This is a genomic window from Streptomyces roseoviridis (genome assembly GCF_039535235.1).
In the GTDB taxonomy this organism is placed as follows: Bacteria; Actinomycetota; Actinomycetes; order Streptomycetales; family Streptomycetaceae; genus Streptomyces; species Streptomyces roseoviridis.
Genome location: NZ_BAAAWU010000001.1, coordinates 6848360 through 6862021 on the forward strand (window position 1 = coordinate 6848360; position 13662 = coordinate 6862021).

The 13662-nt window shown below is 73.8% G+C and carries 14 protein-coding genes; 9 read left to right on the forward strand and 5 right to left on the reverse strand.

Annotation, left to right across the window (positions count from 1 at the left end; genetic code table 11):
• Nucleotides 1-199: 199 nt before the first annotated feature.
• The 6 genes from ABD954_RS30970 to ABD954_RS30995 all read left to right on the forward strand — a co-directional run bounded on the left by ABD954_RS30970 (nt 200) and on the right by ABD954_RS30995 (nt 6065).
• Nucleotides 200-1378, forward strand: coding sequence for a PP2C family protein-serine/threonine phosphatase (locus ABD954_RS30970; RefSeq protein ID WP_345491047.1), 1179 nt, complete (start codon nt 200-202; stop codon nt 1376-1378).
• 131 nt (nt 1379-1509) lie between these two features.
• The gene (locus tag ABD954_RS30975) at nt 1510-2397 is read left to right on the forward strand and encodes an STAS domain-containing protein (RefSeq protein ID WP_345491048.1); all 888 of its coding nucleotides are present in this window, start codon (nt 1510-1512) and stop codon (nt 2395-2397) included.
• A complete protein-coding gene (locus tag ABD954_RS30980) occupies nt 2394-2813 on the forward strand; it encodes an STAS domain-containing protein (RefSeq protein ID WP_345491049.1) in 420 nt (139 codons plus the stop codon). The genes ABD954_RS30975 and ABD954_RS30980 overlap by 4 nt, the downstream gene beginning before the upstream one ends.
• Nucleotides 2813-3256, forward strand: a complete 444-nt coding sequence (locus tag ABD954_RS30985; RefSeq protein WP_345491050.1) for an anti-sigma regulatory factor — start codon at nt 2813-2815, stop codon at nt 3254-3256. Before ABD954_RS30980 ends, ABD954_RS30985 begins: the two co-directional genes overlap by 1 nt.
• Complete coding sequence (locus ABD954_RS30990) at nt 3253-4323, forward strand: SpoIIE family protein phosphatase (protein ID WP_345491051.1); 1071 nt, start codon at nt 3253-3255, stop codon at nt 4321-4323. The genes ABD954_RS30985 and ABD954_RS30990 overlap by 4 nt, the downstream gene beginning before the upstream one ends.
• The gene (locus ABD954_RS30995) at nt 4320-6065 is read left to right on the forward strand and encodes a PP2C family protein-serine/threonine phosphatase (protein ID WP_345491052.1); all 1746 of its coding nucleotides are present in this window, start codon (nt 4320-4322) and stop codon (nt 6063-6065) included. The genes ABD954_RS30990 and ABD954_RS30995 overlap by 4 nt, the downstream gene beginning before the upstream one ends.
• A 44-nt stretch (nt 6066-6109) precedes the next feature.
• Here the strand turns inward: ABD954_RS30995 and ABD954_RS31000 are convergent, their stop codons facing one another.
• The 3 genes from ABD954_RS31000 to ABD954_RS31010 all read right to left on the reverse strand — a co-directional run bounded on the left by ABD954_RS31000 (nt 6110) and on the right by ABD954_RS31010 (nt 8089).
• Nucleotides 6110-6616, reverse strand: coding sequence for a MarR family winged helix-turn-helix transcriptional regulator (locus ABD954_RS31000; protein ID WP_345491053.1), 507 nt, complete (start codon nt 6614-6616; stop codon nt 6110-6112).
• Nucleotides 6617-6815: 199 nt separating this feature from the next.
• Nucleotides 6816-7460, reverse strand: coding sequence for an L-threonylcarbamoyladenylate synthase (locus tag ABD954_RS31005; protein ID WP_345491054.1), 645 nt, complete (start codon nt 7458-7460; stop codon nt 6816-6818).
• A complete protein-coding gene (locus ABD954_RS31010; protein WP_345491055.1) occupies nt 7457-8089 on the reverse strand; it encodes a carbonic anhydrase in 633 nt (210 codons plus the stop codon). The genes ABD954_RS31005 and ABD954_RS31010 overlap by 4 nt, the downstream gene beginning before the upstream one ends.
• A 183-nt stretch (nt 8090-8272) precedes the next feature.
• On the opposite strand from ABD954_RS31010, the gene ABD954_RS31015 reads away from it, so the two are divergent.
• A complete protein-coding gene (locus ABD954_RS31015) occupies nt 8273-9331 on the forward strand; it encodes a permease (RefSeq protein ID WP_345491056.1) in 1059 nt (352 codons plus the stop codon).
• The gene (locus tag ABD954_RS31020) at nt 9328-10194 is read left to right on the forward strand and encodes a TIGR03943 family putative permease subunit (RefSeq protein WP_345491057.1); all 867 of its coding nucleotides are present in this window, start codon (nt 9328-9330) and stop codon (nt 10192-10194) included. Before ABD954_RS31015 ends, ABD954_RS31020 begins: the two co-directional genes overlap by 4 nt.
• 202 nt (nt 10195-10396) lie before the next feature.
• On the opposite strand, the gene ABD954_RS31025 is transcribed toward ABD954_RS31020, so the two are convergent.
• Complete coding sequence (locus ABD954_RS31025) at nt 10397-12064, reverse strand: PP2C family protein-serine/threonine phosphatase (protein ID WP_345491058.1); 1668 nt, start codon at nt 12062-12064, stop codon at nt 10397-10399.
• Nucleotides 12065-12447: 383 nt separating this feature from the next.
• Here ABD954_RS31025 and ABD954_RS31030 point away from each other — a divergent pair, with 383 nt between their 5' ends.
• Nucleotides 12448-12789, forward strand: a complete 342-nt coding sequence (locus ABD954_RS31030; protein WP_345491059.1) for a GNAT family N-acetyltransferase — start codon at nt 12448-12450, stop codon at nt 12787-12789.
• Nucleotides 12790-13239: 450 nt separating this feature from the next.
• Here ABD954_RS31030 and ABD954_RS31035 read toward each other — a convergent pair whose 3' ends face one another.
• Nucleotides 13240-13530, reverse strand: a complete 291-nt coding sequence (locus ABD954_RS31035) for a hypothetical protein (RefSeq protein ID WP_345491060.1) — start codon at nt 13528-13530, stop codon at nt 13240-13242.
• Between the last annotated feature and the right edge of the window lie 132 nt (nt 13531-13662).

Here is a 13662-nt window from a genome sequence, read left to right on the forward strand (position 1 = left end):
ACGCGCGACCTCATCGGGCTCGGGGCGGCGGCGGAAGGCAGTCACGGTCACACTCTCGCAGGCACTGGGGTGCCTGTCAGCGTACTAGGTGTTGGCGCCGGATACAGATGACTTGGTCGACCGCTGCGGCAGCTTCGCGGGCCCGGGTTCGCGAACCCGTCACACCGGTCGACCGCGGAAGAATGGTGGTATTTCCCTCATGGACAGACTCATCGCCGCTGAGCGCGCGCTGCGCACAGCGGCTCCCGATGCGTTGCTCGACGCCATCCGTGCCGTACTGATCGAGCAGTACGGCGCGGAGGACGTCGAGCTGCTCATGGCCGACTACGGCCTGACGGTGCTTCAGCCGGTCTCCGTGCTCCCGCACACCCTGGAGCCGGTCCCGGCGCACAACAGCCCGGCCGGCCGGGCCTTCGGTTCCCAGGAGCCCCACTGCGAGGAACTGCGCGACGGACGGGCACGCCTCCACCTGCCGGTGTCGGTCCGCGGTGACCGCCTCGGCGTGCTCTCCGTGACGCTGCCCGGGTGCGACACCGCGCGGCAGGACCAGTCCGAACTGGCCGAGATCGCCGGGCTCCTCGGGCGCGAGGTGGTGGTGGCGGAGCGGGACACCGACCTCTATCTCCAGGCCCGCCGCAAGGACCGGCTGACCCTGGCCGCCGAGATGCAGTGGCAGCTGCTGCCCGGCCGTTCGTGTTCGCGGCCCGAGTACGAGCTGGGGGCCCAGCTGGAGCCGGCGTACGCGATCTTCGGCGACAACTTCGACTGGTCGGCCACCGCCGACCGTCTGATGCTGTACGTCACCAACGGCATGGGGGAGGGGATAGAGGCGGCGTTGCTGACGAACCTGGCCATCAACGCCCTGCGCAACGCGCGGCGCGCGGGCATCTCCATCGCCGACCAGGCGGCCCTGGCCGACCAGGCCGTCTACGCCCACTACCACGGGCGCTGCTACCTGTCGGTCCTCATGTTCGACTTCGACCTCGCGACCGGCCGTGCCAAGGTCGTGGACGCGGGCTCCCCCCAGCTGCTGCGCCTGCGCGACGGTGTCGTGGAGCGCGTCGACTTCGAGGCCCAGCTGCCGCTCGGGATGTTCGAGGAGACGGACTACGTGCCCCAGGACTTCCAGGTCGAGCCGGGGGACCGGCTCGTCTTCGTCAGCGACGGCGTGCACGCCGTGGCGTCCCCCAAGGGCGAGACGTACGGGGACCAGGCCCTCGCCCGCGCCATCCAGTCCACCCGCCTGCTGCCCGCCGCCGAGGTGCCGCGCGCGATCCTGAGGGAGCTGACCGGGCACCGTGGCAGGCCCGCACCGGACGACGACGCCCTGATCGTCTGCCTCGACTGGCGGGGAAGGCCGGACGGCGCCGCCGCCTGAGGCGAGGGGTCCCGATTGTGTCGATCGCGTGTTGGTCCCCTCGTGGCCCTCACGCTAACGTTTGTCATGTAGCAATAATCGCTTGACGGCTCGCCGCCCGGCCGGCCGCCAAGGCTCACAGCAGGGAGACGATGCAGGTGGCGGAGTACCACACGGACCCCGAGGCGACACGGACCCTGGCCGCGTTCCTGGCGGGACGCCGGGAGCAGATCGCCCAGCGGTGGGCCGACACCGCCTTGTTCCGTACGGTCTTCACCGTCTCACGGGACGAAGCGGTCGAGGCGTGCAAGGCCGTCGTGGACTCCCTGGCCGACGTGGCGAGCACCGGACGCCTGGAGGACGTCGCCGCGCCCGGGTTCGCCGCCGTCCGGGACCAGCTCGGCCGGATGGCCGTGTCCAGGTCCCAGGCCGGGTTCAGCGCCGCCCAGATCGCCGAAGAGGTGGCGGCCCTGCGCGAGCCGGTGACCGAGCTGCTGCGCGCCGAGCACGACGACGCCTCCGACTCCCACGCCGTGCTCGCGCTGACCGTCCTGATGGGCACCCTCAGGCTGGTGGTCATGCAGACGACGGTCAGCGCCGGCGAGGAACTGATCGCCAGACAGCGCGAGCAACTGCTCGAAGTGGCCACCCCCGTCATCAAGCTGTGGGAGGGCGTCGTCGCCGTGCCGCTGATCGGCACCCTGGACAGCGCCCGCAGCCAGGTCGTGATGGAGAACCTGCTGGAAGCGATCATCGACCAGCGGGCGCGGTACGCCATCCTCGACATCACCGGAGTGGCGACCGTCGACTCGCTCGTGGCCCAGCACCTGATGAAGACCGTCGCGGCGGCGCGGCTGATGGGCGCGGAGTGCATCGTCTCCGGCATCCGCCCGGCCATCGCGCAGACCATCGTCCACCTCGGCATCGACCTCGGGTCGATCCTCACGCGGGCCAGCCTCGCCGACGCCCTGGCGTACGCCCTCACCCAGCAGGGCATCGTCGTCTCCTCGCGCCCGGCCTCCGGAGCGAACGCGCGGTGACCGGCTTCTCCTCCTCCCGCTCCGGGACCGTGCCGGTCCTGGTGCTCGGGGACGTCCTGCTGGTCACCTTGCAGGGCGAGCTGCACGACAGCGTCGCCGAACAGCTCCAGCAGGACCTCGCCCAGAGCATCGCGACCAGCCCGGCGCCGGTGCGCGGCCTGGTGATCGACATCTCCGGAGTCGAGATCGTCGACTCGTTCCTCGGCCGGATCCTGGCCGAGATCGCCTCGACCGCACGCCTGCTGGCCACCCGGACCGTGCTGGCCGGCATGCGGCCCGCCGTCGCGATCACCCTGGTCGAGCTGGGACTCACCCTGCCCGGCCTGACCACGGCCCTGGACGTCGACCGGGCGCTCGCGCTGCTGGGCGACGCCCCGGCGGGCTCCTCACCCGCTCAGCCGGAAGAGGGTGTGTGATGCATGACCCACTCGTCTCGACGGCACGCCTGCCGATCGGCTCGGACGCGGATCTCGCGTGGGTGCGCCAGCAGGTGCGCAAGGCCGCCTCGGGGCTCGGCTTCAGCCTGGTCCAGCAGACCAAGCTGGTCACCGCGGCCAGCGAACTGGCCCGCAACACCCTCGTGCACGGAGGCGGCGGCCACGTGGAGATGACGGTGCTCGACGACGGCGGCCGTCGCGGGCTGCGGCTGTCCTTCGTCGACACCGGCCCCGGCATCCGGGACGTCGAGCTGGCCATGACCGACGGCTACACCTCAGGCGGCGGCCTGGGCCTCGGCCTGAGCGGGGCCAAGCGGCTCGTCCAGGAGTTCACGCTCGACACCCGTCCCGGGGAGGGCACCACCGTCACCGTCACGGACTGGACCTGCGGCGTCCCCTCGCCCCGGACGGGAGCGCCGTGAGCAGGGTCTGGGACGTCCCCGTGCAGGAGAGCACCAGGGTCAGGGACGTACGCGTCGCCGCGGAGGCCGCCTGCGCCGCCCTGGGACTGGACGCGCACGCGGCGGCCGTCGCGGCGCTCGTGGCCACCGAACTCGCCACCAACCTCGTCAAGCACGCCAACGGCGGCCGCGTCGTCATCAACCTGACCGGCCCCTCCGGCGGCCCGGCGCACGCCGACCCCTGCGTACAGATCACCTCCCTCGACCACGGGCCGGGCATCCCCGACGTCGCGGTGGCGCTGGCGGACGGCTACACCACCGCCCTCTCCTCGCTCGGCGCCGGGCTCGGCACGTGCGTGCGCATATCCAGGGAGTTCGACCTGCACAGCCGGCCGGGCCGGGGCACGGTCGCCGTCGCGCGCGTCGGCCGCACCCGGCAGGCGTCCGGCCCGCAGCCGCGGCCGGCCCAGGCCACCGGCGCCCGCGCCGGCGGAATCAACGCCTCCCTCGGCCATGCCGAACAGTCCGGCGACGCCTTCAGCTGGGTCCGCTCGGGACCACGGCTCACCCTCATGCTCGCCGACGGACTCGGCCACGGTCCGAAGGCGGCCGAAGCCTCCACCACCGCCGTCGAGGAACTGGCGAAGAAGGCGGATCTGCCGCCCGCGGACATCCTGCGCCACCTGCACACGGCGCTCCGGCCCACCCGCGGCGCGGCCGTCGCCGTCGCGCAGCTCGACGAGACCACGCGACGACTGTCGTTCGCCGGCGTCGGCAACATCGGCGCCCGCCTGCGCACCGGCGACGGATGGAGGCACCTCATATCCCACCCGGGCATCGTCGGAGCCCACTTCCCCGCCACCGTGCCCGTGCACCGGGCGGACTGGCGCTCGGACAGCCTGCTCGTCCTGCACAGCGACGGCCTGCCCAGCCGATGGGTGCCGCCGCAGGAGCCCCAGCTCCTCGCTCGTGACCCGGCCGTGGTGGCCGCGGTCATCCTGCGGGACGCCGGCAGCGCCGCGCGCCCCCTGCGCGACGACACCAGCGTGGCCGTACTCGCCCCCGACCTCCTGGACGGACGTCCATGACCGACACACTCGGCGTGTGGAAGATCGCGTCGATCGCCGACGCGGCCCGGGCCCGTGCCGCCGTCGACCATGCCGCCACCACCGGAGCAGCCCCGGCCCTCGAACGGGCCCGGCTGCTCGCCTCGCTGACGGAGCGGCTGCGCCGCTGTCTCGCCCACGGCGCCGCGTGGGAACTCCTCCTGGAGTTCCGTCCCGCCGCGACGGAGCCCGGCGGCCGGCTCGACGTCTCGCTGCGGCCGCTCGACCCGTCCGCCCCGCGGCCGGACGACACCCCGCTCGCCTGCCTCCTGACCCGGCCGCCCGCGCACACCGGCCGCCGCGCCGGGACCGCGCTGCCCGAAGCCCTCCTGCGGGCCGACGAGAACACCGCGGCCGTCCTCGGACTCCTTCAGGAGCAGGAGAAGCTGGTCGAGCTGCACCGCGAGGAACTGCACCAGACCAACCAGGGAGTCCTGGCGCTGCACGCCGACCTGGAGGCCGCCGCCCTGGCGCAGAGGGAGCTGCTGCAGGCCGAGCAGAACGCGCGCGCCGAGGCCGAGCGGGCCCGGAGCCTGCTGACCTTCCTCGGGGACGCCAGCGCCGCCATCACGGCCTCCCTCAGCCATGACGCCATCCTGCGCCGGCTCGCCGACCTGCTGGTGCCCGAGTACGCGACCCACCTCGACGTGTGGCTCTTCGAGGAGGAGAGCGACGGCGGGCAGGCCGGGGCCGTACGCGAACACACCGCGGCCGCGGTGGTCGCCGCCCGCACCGGCCGCCCCCAGTACGCCTCCGACCGGCCGCGCGGCCTGCCCGGCATCGGCGACCTGCCGCCCTCCGCGCTGTCCCCGACCCGGCCCGTCCTGGCCATCCCGCTCCGGGCGCGCCGCCTCGTGGGCGTGCTCACGCTCACCGCCCCCGGCGCCGCCGGCTTCGACGCCGACACCTCGGTCATGCTGATCGAACTCGCCCGCCGCGTCGGCGTCGCGCTGGAGAACGCCCGCCGCTACGAGCAGTACCGCGACACCGCCGAGACCCTCCAGCGCGCCCAGCTCACCGACCTGCCCGCCACACCGGGCATGCGCCTGGCGGCCCGCTACCTCCCCGCCAGCCAGGGCATGAACATCGGCGGCGACTGGTACGACGCCTTCCGTCAGCCCGACGGGAGCCTGCTCGCCGTCATAGGGGACGTCACCGGCCACGGGCTGCACGCCGCCGTCGTCATGGGCCAACTCCGCACGGCGCTGCGGGCCTACGCGGTCGAGGACCACAGCCCCGCCGACATCCTCACCAAACTGCACCGGATGCTGCGGCATCTGGAACCCGAGCTGTACGCCACCGCGATCGTCGCCCGTTTCCGGCCGGGCGAAGAACGGGTGGTGTGGGCGTCGGCCGGTCATCCCCCCGCCGTCGTCCGCGGCGCCGACGGCACCGTACGGACCCTGGACGCCAAACCGGGGGTGATGCTGGGCATCCCCGTGCCCTGCACGTACACCGATCACGTCGACGAGCTGACCCCCGGCTCGACGCTCGTGCTGTACACCGACGGTCTCGTGGAACGGCGGGCCCAGGGCATCGACCCCGGCATCGAGCGACTGGTCCAGGCCGCGGGCACCCTCGGCACGCCCGAACTGGAGCAGGATCCGGACGCCGCCGCCGACGCCCTGCTCAAGCCCCTCCTGTACGACTCCGAGCACGACGACGACGTCTGTCTGCTGCTGTGCCACGTCATGACGGGCGGCGAGCACGACGCGGAGGGCTGAGCGGACCGGTCCGGGCGGGAGCCCGCGAGCGCCGGGCCCCGCTCTCAGCGCTCCGGGGCCTTCGAGCCCGCCGCCCGCGGGTCCTGGGCCGCGAGCAGGCCCCGCATCCCGGTGAGCAGCGCCTCCCGCTCCGTCGGCCCCATGGCGGCCAGCACGGTGCTCAGAGCCTGCGAGCGGCGGGCCGCCACCTCACCGAGGACCTGCCGGCCCTGCCCGGTGAGGTTCAGCTGCACCTCCCGCCGCTTGTGCGGGTGCAGCACCCGCTCCAGCAGACCGGCCGCCTCCAGACGGTCGCACAGCCGGCTGGCGGTCGGCAGCCCTATCTCCATGCCTTCGGCCAGAGCGGTCAGATTGAGCCCCGGCTCCGACTCGAGGAGCCGGAGCGCCCGCAGCTGATGCGGCGACAAGCGCAGGTTCGCCCCGTGGGCGGCTGTGGTCCAGAGGTTCGTGAGACCGTCCACGGCATCGGCGATCTCCCGCGCGAGGGCCAGGGTCTCGACGCCCGTCTCCCTCGCCGGGTCGTCGTCCCCCGAGCCACTGAGCCGAGTCACGAACACATCGCTTTCCGTAATGGCCTGCTCATATCGGTACCACCCTTATTCAAGCGCGGTACCCGAAGAGCCGCCGAGCAAGCACCACCGGCCGGGCCATGGTAGGGCCCGGAGCGGGGAAGAAACCCCTTCCTCGTCGAAGACGGCGGCCGTGCGGAGGCGGCGAGGGGCGGCCTTCGGGCTCCCCTCGCCGCCTCCGTCACCGCACGACCAGCTCGGGGACGACCGTCCGCAGCCGCTCCGCCGACAGCACGCCGTCACGGACGAGGACCGGCACCTCGCCGCTGAGGTCCACGATCGAGGACGAGACCGGGCCGGCCGCGGGACCGCCGTCGAGGTAGACGGCGACCGACTCGCCCAGCATGGCCTCGGCCGCGTCGCAGTCCTGCGGCGAGGGACGGTCGGTCAGGTTGGCGCTGGAGACGGCCAGCGGTCCCGTCGCGGCGAGCAGGTCGAGCGTGAGCGGGTGGTCGGGCATGCGGATCGCGACCGTGCCGGCGGTCTCACCCAGGTCCCAGGCCAGCGAGGCCCGGTGCCTGACCACCAGGGTCAGCCCGCCCGGCCAGAAGGCGTCGATCAACGCCCGGGCGGCGTCGGGGAGTTCCTCGGTCAGGCCGTCCAGGGCTTCGGGAGCGTCCACCAATACCGGAGACGGCTTCTGCCGGCCCCGGCCCTTCGCCGCGAGAAGCCCGGCCACCGCCGCCGGGTCGAAGGCGTCCGCACCGACCCCGTAGACGGTGTCGGTCGGCACGACCACGAGCCGGCCCTGCCGTACGGCGGCGGCCGCCTCCTTCAGACCCTCCGCACGGGCGGACGGGTCGGAGCAGTCGAAGCGGAGTGTCACGGTGCCGGGACTCCCTCCGGGACGTCGCCGCGGGTGGTGACGACGCGGGCGTTGCCTTCGGCGAGGGCGTAGCCGAGTCCGACGACGGCGACCTCGCCTGCGTCGACCTGGCCGGACAGGAGGCGGGAGCGGTCGAGGAGGTGGTCGACGGTGTGGCGGATGTGCTCGTCGATGATGTCGGTGTCGGCGGTCAGGCCGGCGGTGCGGGCGGCCAGGATGCTGGGGGTGACGCGTTCGACGATGTCGCGGACGAAGCCGCTCGCGGCGGAGCCGTCCTCGACGGCCGCGCGGGCCGCGGCGACCGCGCCGCAGGAGTCGTGGCCGAGGACGACGACCAGGCGGGCGCCGAGGACGCTGGTCGCGTACTCGACACTGCCGAGGACTTCCGGCCCGACGACGTGCCCGGCGGTGCGGACCACGAACAGGTCCCCGAGTCCCTGGTCGAAGATGATCTCGGCCGCCAGACGCGAGTCGGAGCAGCCGACGATCACGGCGAACGGCGCCTGCCCCGGAGCCAGCTCCGTACGACGGGCAGCGTCCTGGTTGGGGTGCTCCGGCGTGCCCGACACGAAACGCCGGTTGCCGGAAAGAAGGGCGTCCATGGCGACGGAAGGAGAGGTTCTAGGCATGCGATCACCCTATGCCTTGGCGCCCCGCTCCCACCGTCCGGCCTGCCGGTCCGGCCCCTCCGCGACTCTAGATGAACATGAATATCGTCAGCTACTGTGTGCCCCGCTCGTGCCGGGTGACCTCCGGGACGGGCCTTTCGGCGTTCCGCCGTACCGGGCGGACCAGGAGCGAGGGGGCACGGCGTGGACGAGGGCGCGACGAGGACGGCGACCGCACCGCCGGATCCGGCACCACCCCTGACGGGCCCGCCCGACGGGCGGACCCGTCAGGGCCCCGGGCGCCGGGCCGGCGCGGGCGTCCTCGGGTCCGTGGCCGTCGGGGCCGCGGTGGTCGCGGTGCCGGCCGTGCCGTGGATCGAGCGGCTGTCCGGGCTCGCGGCGCTCGGCGCGTGGCGGACGCTGCTCGTCGCCATCGTGGTCCAGGGCGTGCCCTTCCTCCTCCTCGGCACCGTCGTCTCGGCGGCCATCGGCGCCTTCGTGCCCGCACGGGCCTTCTCCAGGGTCCTGCCCCGCAACCCCGTGCTCGCGGTCCCCGTGGCCGGTGCGGCCGGCGTGGTGCTCCCGGGCTGCGAATGCGCCTCCGTACCGGTCGCGGGAAGTCTGATGCGGCGGGGCGTGGCCCCCGCGGCGGCGCTCACGTTCCTGCTCGCCGCACCCGCCGTCAACCCGGTGGTGCTGGTGTCCACGGCCATCGCGTTCCCCGGCAGCCCGGAGATGGTGGCCGCGCGGTTCGCGGCCTCCCTCGTCACCTCGGTCGTCATGGGCTGGCTGTGGATCCGATGGGGACGCGAGGAGTGGCTGCGGCTGCCCACGGGCCGTGCCGGGCACGCTCCGGGAGCGAGCCGGTTCGCCGCCTTCCGGCACGGACTGCAGCACGACTTCCTGCACGCGGGCGGGTTCCTGGTGGTCGGCGCCATGGCCGCGGCGACCTTCAACGTCCTCGTACCGCCGTCCGTCCTCGACGTCTTCGCGGACTCGCCGTGGCTCGGCGTCCTCGTGGCGGCGCTGCTCGCGGTGCTCCTGTCCGTGTGCTCGGAGGCCGACGCGTTCGTCGCGGCCTCCTTCACCGGTTTCTCGCCCACGGCCCGCCTCGCCTTCATGGTGGTCGGGCCGATGGTCGACATGAAGCTGATCGCCCTGCAGTCGGGGGCCTTCGGGCGGGCGTTCGCGGTGCGTTTCAGCGCCGCCACGTTCGTCGTGGCCGTCCTGTGCTGCGTCGTCGTCGGAGGCGTACTGCTGTGACCGCCAAGCCCCCCACGCGCCCGCGGCGCCGCCGCCCGCTCGGCGAACTCGGCCTGCCGCTCCTGCTGGTGCTGACCGGCGCGAGCCTGTTGCGCGCCACCGTGCGCAGCGATGTCCACCTCCGGTACGTGAAGGAAGGGCTGTGGCCCTACCTCGTCGCCTCCGGGGTCCTGCTGGTCCTCCTCGGCCTCACGGGGCTCGCCGCCGAGGTGACGCGCCGGATGCGCCGGCCGGTGCTGCGGCGAGACGCCTCCGGACACGCGTACTGGCACCATCCGGGCGACGACCACGCCGGAGCGCACCACGGACACGGCGACGGTGACGGTCACGGGCCGGGGGACGGACACGGGCACGGGCACGGCGGTGCCACCCGGGTGGCCTGGCTCCTCGCCGTACCGGCCCTCACCCTGCTGTTCGTCGCCCCGCCCGCGCTCGGCTCGTACACCGCCCAACGGGAAGGGGCGGCGGCCCGCGTCGAGCGGACCGCCTACGAGGAACTGGCGGACGCGCCGACCACTCCGATGGCGTTGGAAGAGTTCATCGGGCGTTCCCTCTACGACTCGATGAGCCTGCGGGGTCGCAAGGTCCGCCTCCTCGGATTCGTCACCGCGGGCACGTCACCGGACACCTGGTTCCTCAACCGCCTGAAGGTCGGATGCTGTGCGGGCGACGCGCGGACGCTGCGCGTCCAGGTGCGGGGCGTGAAGGCACCCGCCGACGACACCTGGGTCGAGGTCACGGGGGTCTGGCGGCCCGGGGAGAGCACCGCGGACGACCCCGTCCCGACCCTGGAGGCCGGCGTCGTCGAGACCGTCCCCGAGCCCCGCAACCCCTACCAGGACGCGCCGCCGGCGGCCGGGTGAGCGCGGCGGCCGGCCGAGGCCCGTCAGGAGGGGGCGGACGCCGCGATGGTCCGGGCCCGCGAGGACGCCGCGACCACGGACGACGCCCGGGTCGTTGCCCGGGCGTCGCTCGGGTGGCACGCGGACGGTCGTTCGGGTGGCCGCTCAGTGGTCTCGCGGTGGTCGCTCAGGTGGTCGCCCCGGTGTCCGCGGCGACGGACCCTCAGGCCGGCGTCAGCCCGACGTGCAGCACGCAGATGTCGTCGCGGCGGACGTCCGGCGAGACGAGGGTCCCCAGGATGCCGTCCAGGACCCGGGCGTCGCCGGAGCACGCCTCCGCGGTGCGGGACAGGCGGGCGAGACCGTCGGTGATGTCCTCGCCGGGCTCTTCGACCAGGCCGTCCGTGTACAGCAGCAGCTGGTCGCCGGGCAGCAGCTGGACCGAGGCCGAGTCGTACCGCGGCGTGGGGACGGCGCCCAGGAGGACGCCGTGCGGAGCGGTGAGGAAGCGGGCCTCTCCATCACGGACGAGCAGCGGCGGGAGATGACCGGCCTGGACCCAGGTGAACCGCGACGAGTCCGGTTCGTAACGGGCCATGACCATGGTGGCGGTGCTGAAGTTCCGCTCGGAACCGTGCAGCAGAAGCGTGTTGAGACGGGCGAGGATCTGCGGGAGCGGCGTGCCGGTGATCGCCATGCCCTTCGCGGTGAAGCGCAGCTGCGCCATCGTGGCCACCGCGTCGAGGCCGTGCCCCGCGACGTCACCGACCACCAGCAGCGCGCTGCCGTCGGAGAGTTCGATGGCGCTGTACCAGTCCCCACCGACGTTGAGCCCCTCCTGCAGCGGCTGGTAGGCGACGTCGACGGTGAGACCGGCCAGGCTCAGGGACTGCTGGGGAAGCGGCAGCAGCGCGTGCTGGAGACGGGCGGCGAGGTCGCGCTCCGCCTCCAGCAGGCTGCGGTGCGCCACCGCGGCCCGCTCGTGCTCCAGCAGCTGCTCCTGGGCCTGCTTGAGAGCCGTGAGGTCCTGGAAGAAGCCGTGCACCTCGACCGGGGTGCCGTGCAGGTCCACGTCGGCCTCGGCCACGATCCGGACGTGCCGCACCTGCCCCTGGGAACCGGTGACGCGGAAGGTGTGGTCGATCGGCGCCCCGTCGCCCAGCAGCAGCCGCACGCTCTCGCCCAGCGCCGGCAGGTCCTCGGCGACGACGTGGCCGGGCAGCTCCTCCAGGGCCATCGGGCCGAGGGCCGGATCCCGGTCGAAGACGGCGTACACCTCGTCGGACCAGGTGACGGCGTTCCGCACCAGGTCCCAGTCCGCCCACCCCATCCGCGCCAGGCGCTGCATGGCCCGGAGTCTTCGCTGGTCCCGCTCGGCGTCGTCCATGCTGACCCAGGAGACGATCAGTCCCGCGTGGCAGGACGCGGCCCGCACGGCGAGGCGCGACCGGCGCGAGACGCCCGCGACGACCTCCTCGTAGTCGAAGGGCTCGCTCTCGTAGCGCAGCCCCGTGTCCAGCGCGGTCAGATACCCCTGCCACAGCTCGCTGCCGACCACGGAGGGATACGTCTCGCGGACGCTGAGGCCCACCAGCTCCCGCCCCTTGCGGGCACCGACGTCGACCGCGTCGGGCGACGCCGCCGTGATCCGGAAGTCCGTCACCTCTCCGCGCGCCCCGTACACGGGCAGGAGGAAGGTGGCCGAACCCGGCAGCGCGTCCAGCACCTCCTGAACCGCGGGCATCGACACGGCGGGCAGGGCCGGGACGCTTTTCTCCACCCGGTCGCGCCGCGGCAGGTACCGGGTGGAGGAGAAGGCGGAGGCACCCGTCTCCGTGTCGAAGCCGCCCCCACGTGTCTGGGGGACGGACGGCAGCTCGCGGTCGGTCATAGGACGAGCATGACACGCCCGGCCACCCTCTCCACCAGCCCCTCGGAACCGCGAACTCCGCACCCTCGCGCCTCACCGGCCCCACGGGCATCGCGGCGCCCCCGCCCGGGGCGGTCCGCGGACCCCTCCCCCGGGCGCCGGGCGGGCCTCTCGCCGCGCCGTGGCCGGTCCGTCCACGCGCAGCGGCCGGCCCGTCTCCGTGCGGGGGACCGCACGGCCCGGACCGGTTCCGCCCGTGGTGCGGCACGGGCTGGGTAGCATGGCGCCGACCTGGGCGGACCTCGTACCGGACGACCGCGCCCGACCCCGCTCCGCGCAGCCTCCGGTCCCGCCCCACGTCGACGGATCGCGACGAGCGCAGCACGATCGAAAGGCAGCACGCCATGACCGAGCAGACCACCCTCCCCGTCGTGCGCCGCGTCGACGACCGGCACCGCTACGAGATCCTCGTCGCCGGGGAGCGCGCCGGGCTCACCGCGTACCGGGACCGCGGGGAGCAGCGTGTGTTCTTCCACACCGAGGTCGACGACGCCTACGCCGGGCAGGGCCTCGCCTCGGTCCTCGTCCGGGAGGCGCTGACCGACGTCCGGGCCTCCGGGAAGCGCGTCGTGCCCGTCTGCCCCTACGTCGCCGCGTTCCTCAAGAAGCACGACGAGTTCGCCGACCTCACCGACCCGGTGACCCCCGAGGTGCTGCAGTGGCTGGACGGCGCACTGGGCCGCTGACGCTCACGGCCGGCGCCGCTCCGCCCGGCCTCGCGGACCGGGCCCTCCACCCGCTCCCGGCCCCTCACCCGCCCCCGGGCCCACCCGCCGCGAGCCGTTCCATCCGTTCGAGTGCGTCCCGTACCGGCGCGACGCCGTCCTCCTGCCGCAGGCGCCCGACGAGGACGGTCGCGCGCCGGCGGTACGCGGGGACGCGGACGGCGACGGCGAGCGCGCCGGCCAGGGACTCCGGACCGGCCGGCCGCGCAGGGGTACGGGGCCGCGCGAGACGCCCGGGGCGGTGAGCCGGTCCGCCCGGAACCGAGCCCGGTGAACGGCGCGACATCGCCTCGGGACCCCGCTGTCATCAGTGTCACGCGCAACACGGCCAGTGTCCCGCCCCGGAAGCCCCGGGGCGGGGGAGGAGCCGTGCGGCGCACCCGCCTCGCGTACGGGCAGGGGAGCGACGGATCAGCCGGCGGCGCCGGGGACCCAGTGGTTGTGCACCCGCATCACCCGTGGGGTGTCCGGCGAGGCCGGCCAGCCCTCCTCGGCGGCGATCGGCATCATCTTCTCGGCGAACGCGTTCATGTGCTGTTCGCTCTCCCAGACGTCGAAGATCTCCAGGCCGTCGTCGGTCGGCACGCACGCGTGGGACACACAGCCGTCGAAGATGCCGGGCATCTGCTGGAGTCTGGCGTTCAGGGCGTCGTACTGGTCCGTGGTGATGCCGGGGACGACGGCGTGGACGAAGATCGCCATGACGGTCTCCCTCGTGCTCTCCAGGCGGGCGGAGCCTCGTGCCGCCCCGTGGCGGCAACCCGCCCTCTGCCAGCACATCACGTCCCGCCCGGTACGGCATCCGATCCGGACCCGGCGCCACCGCCCGAGCGG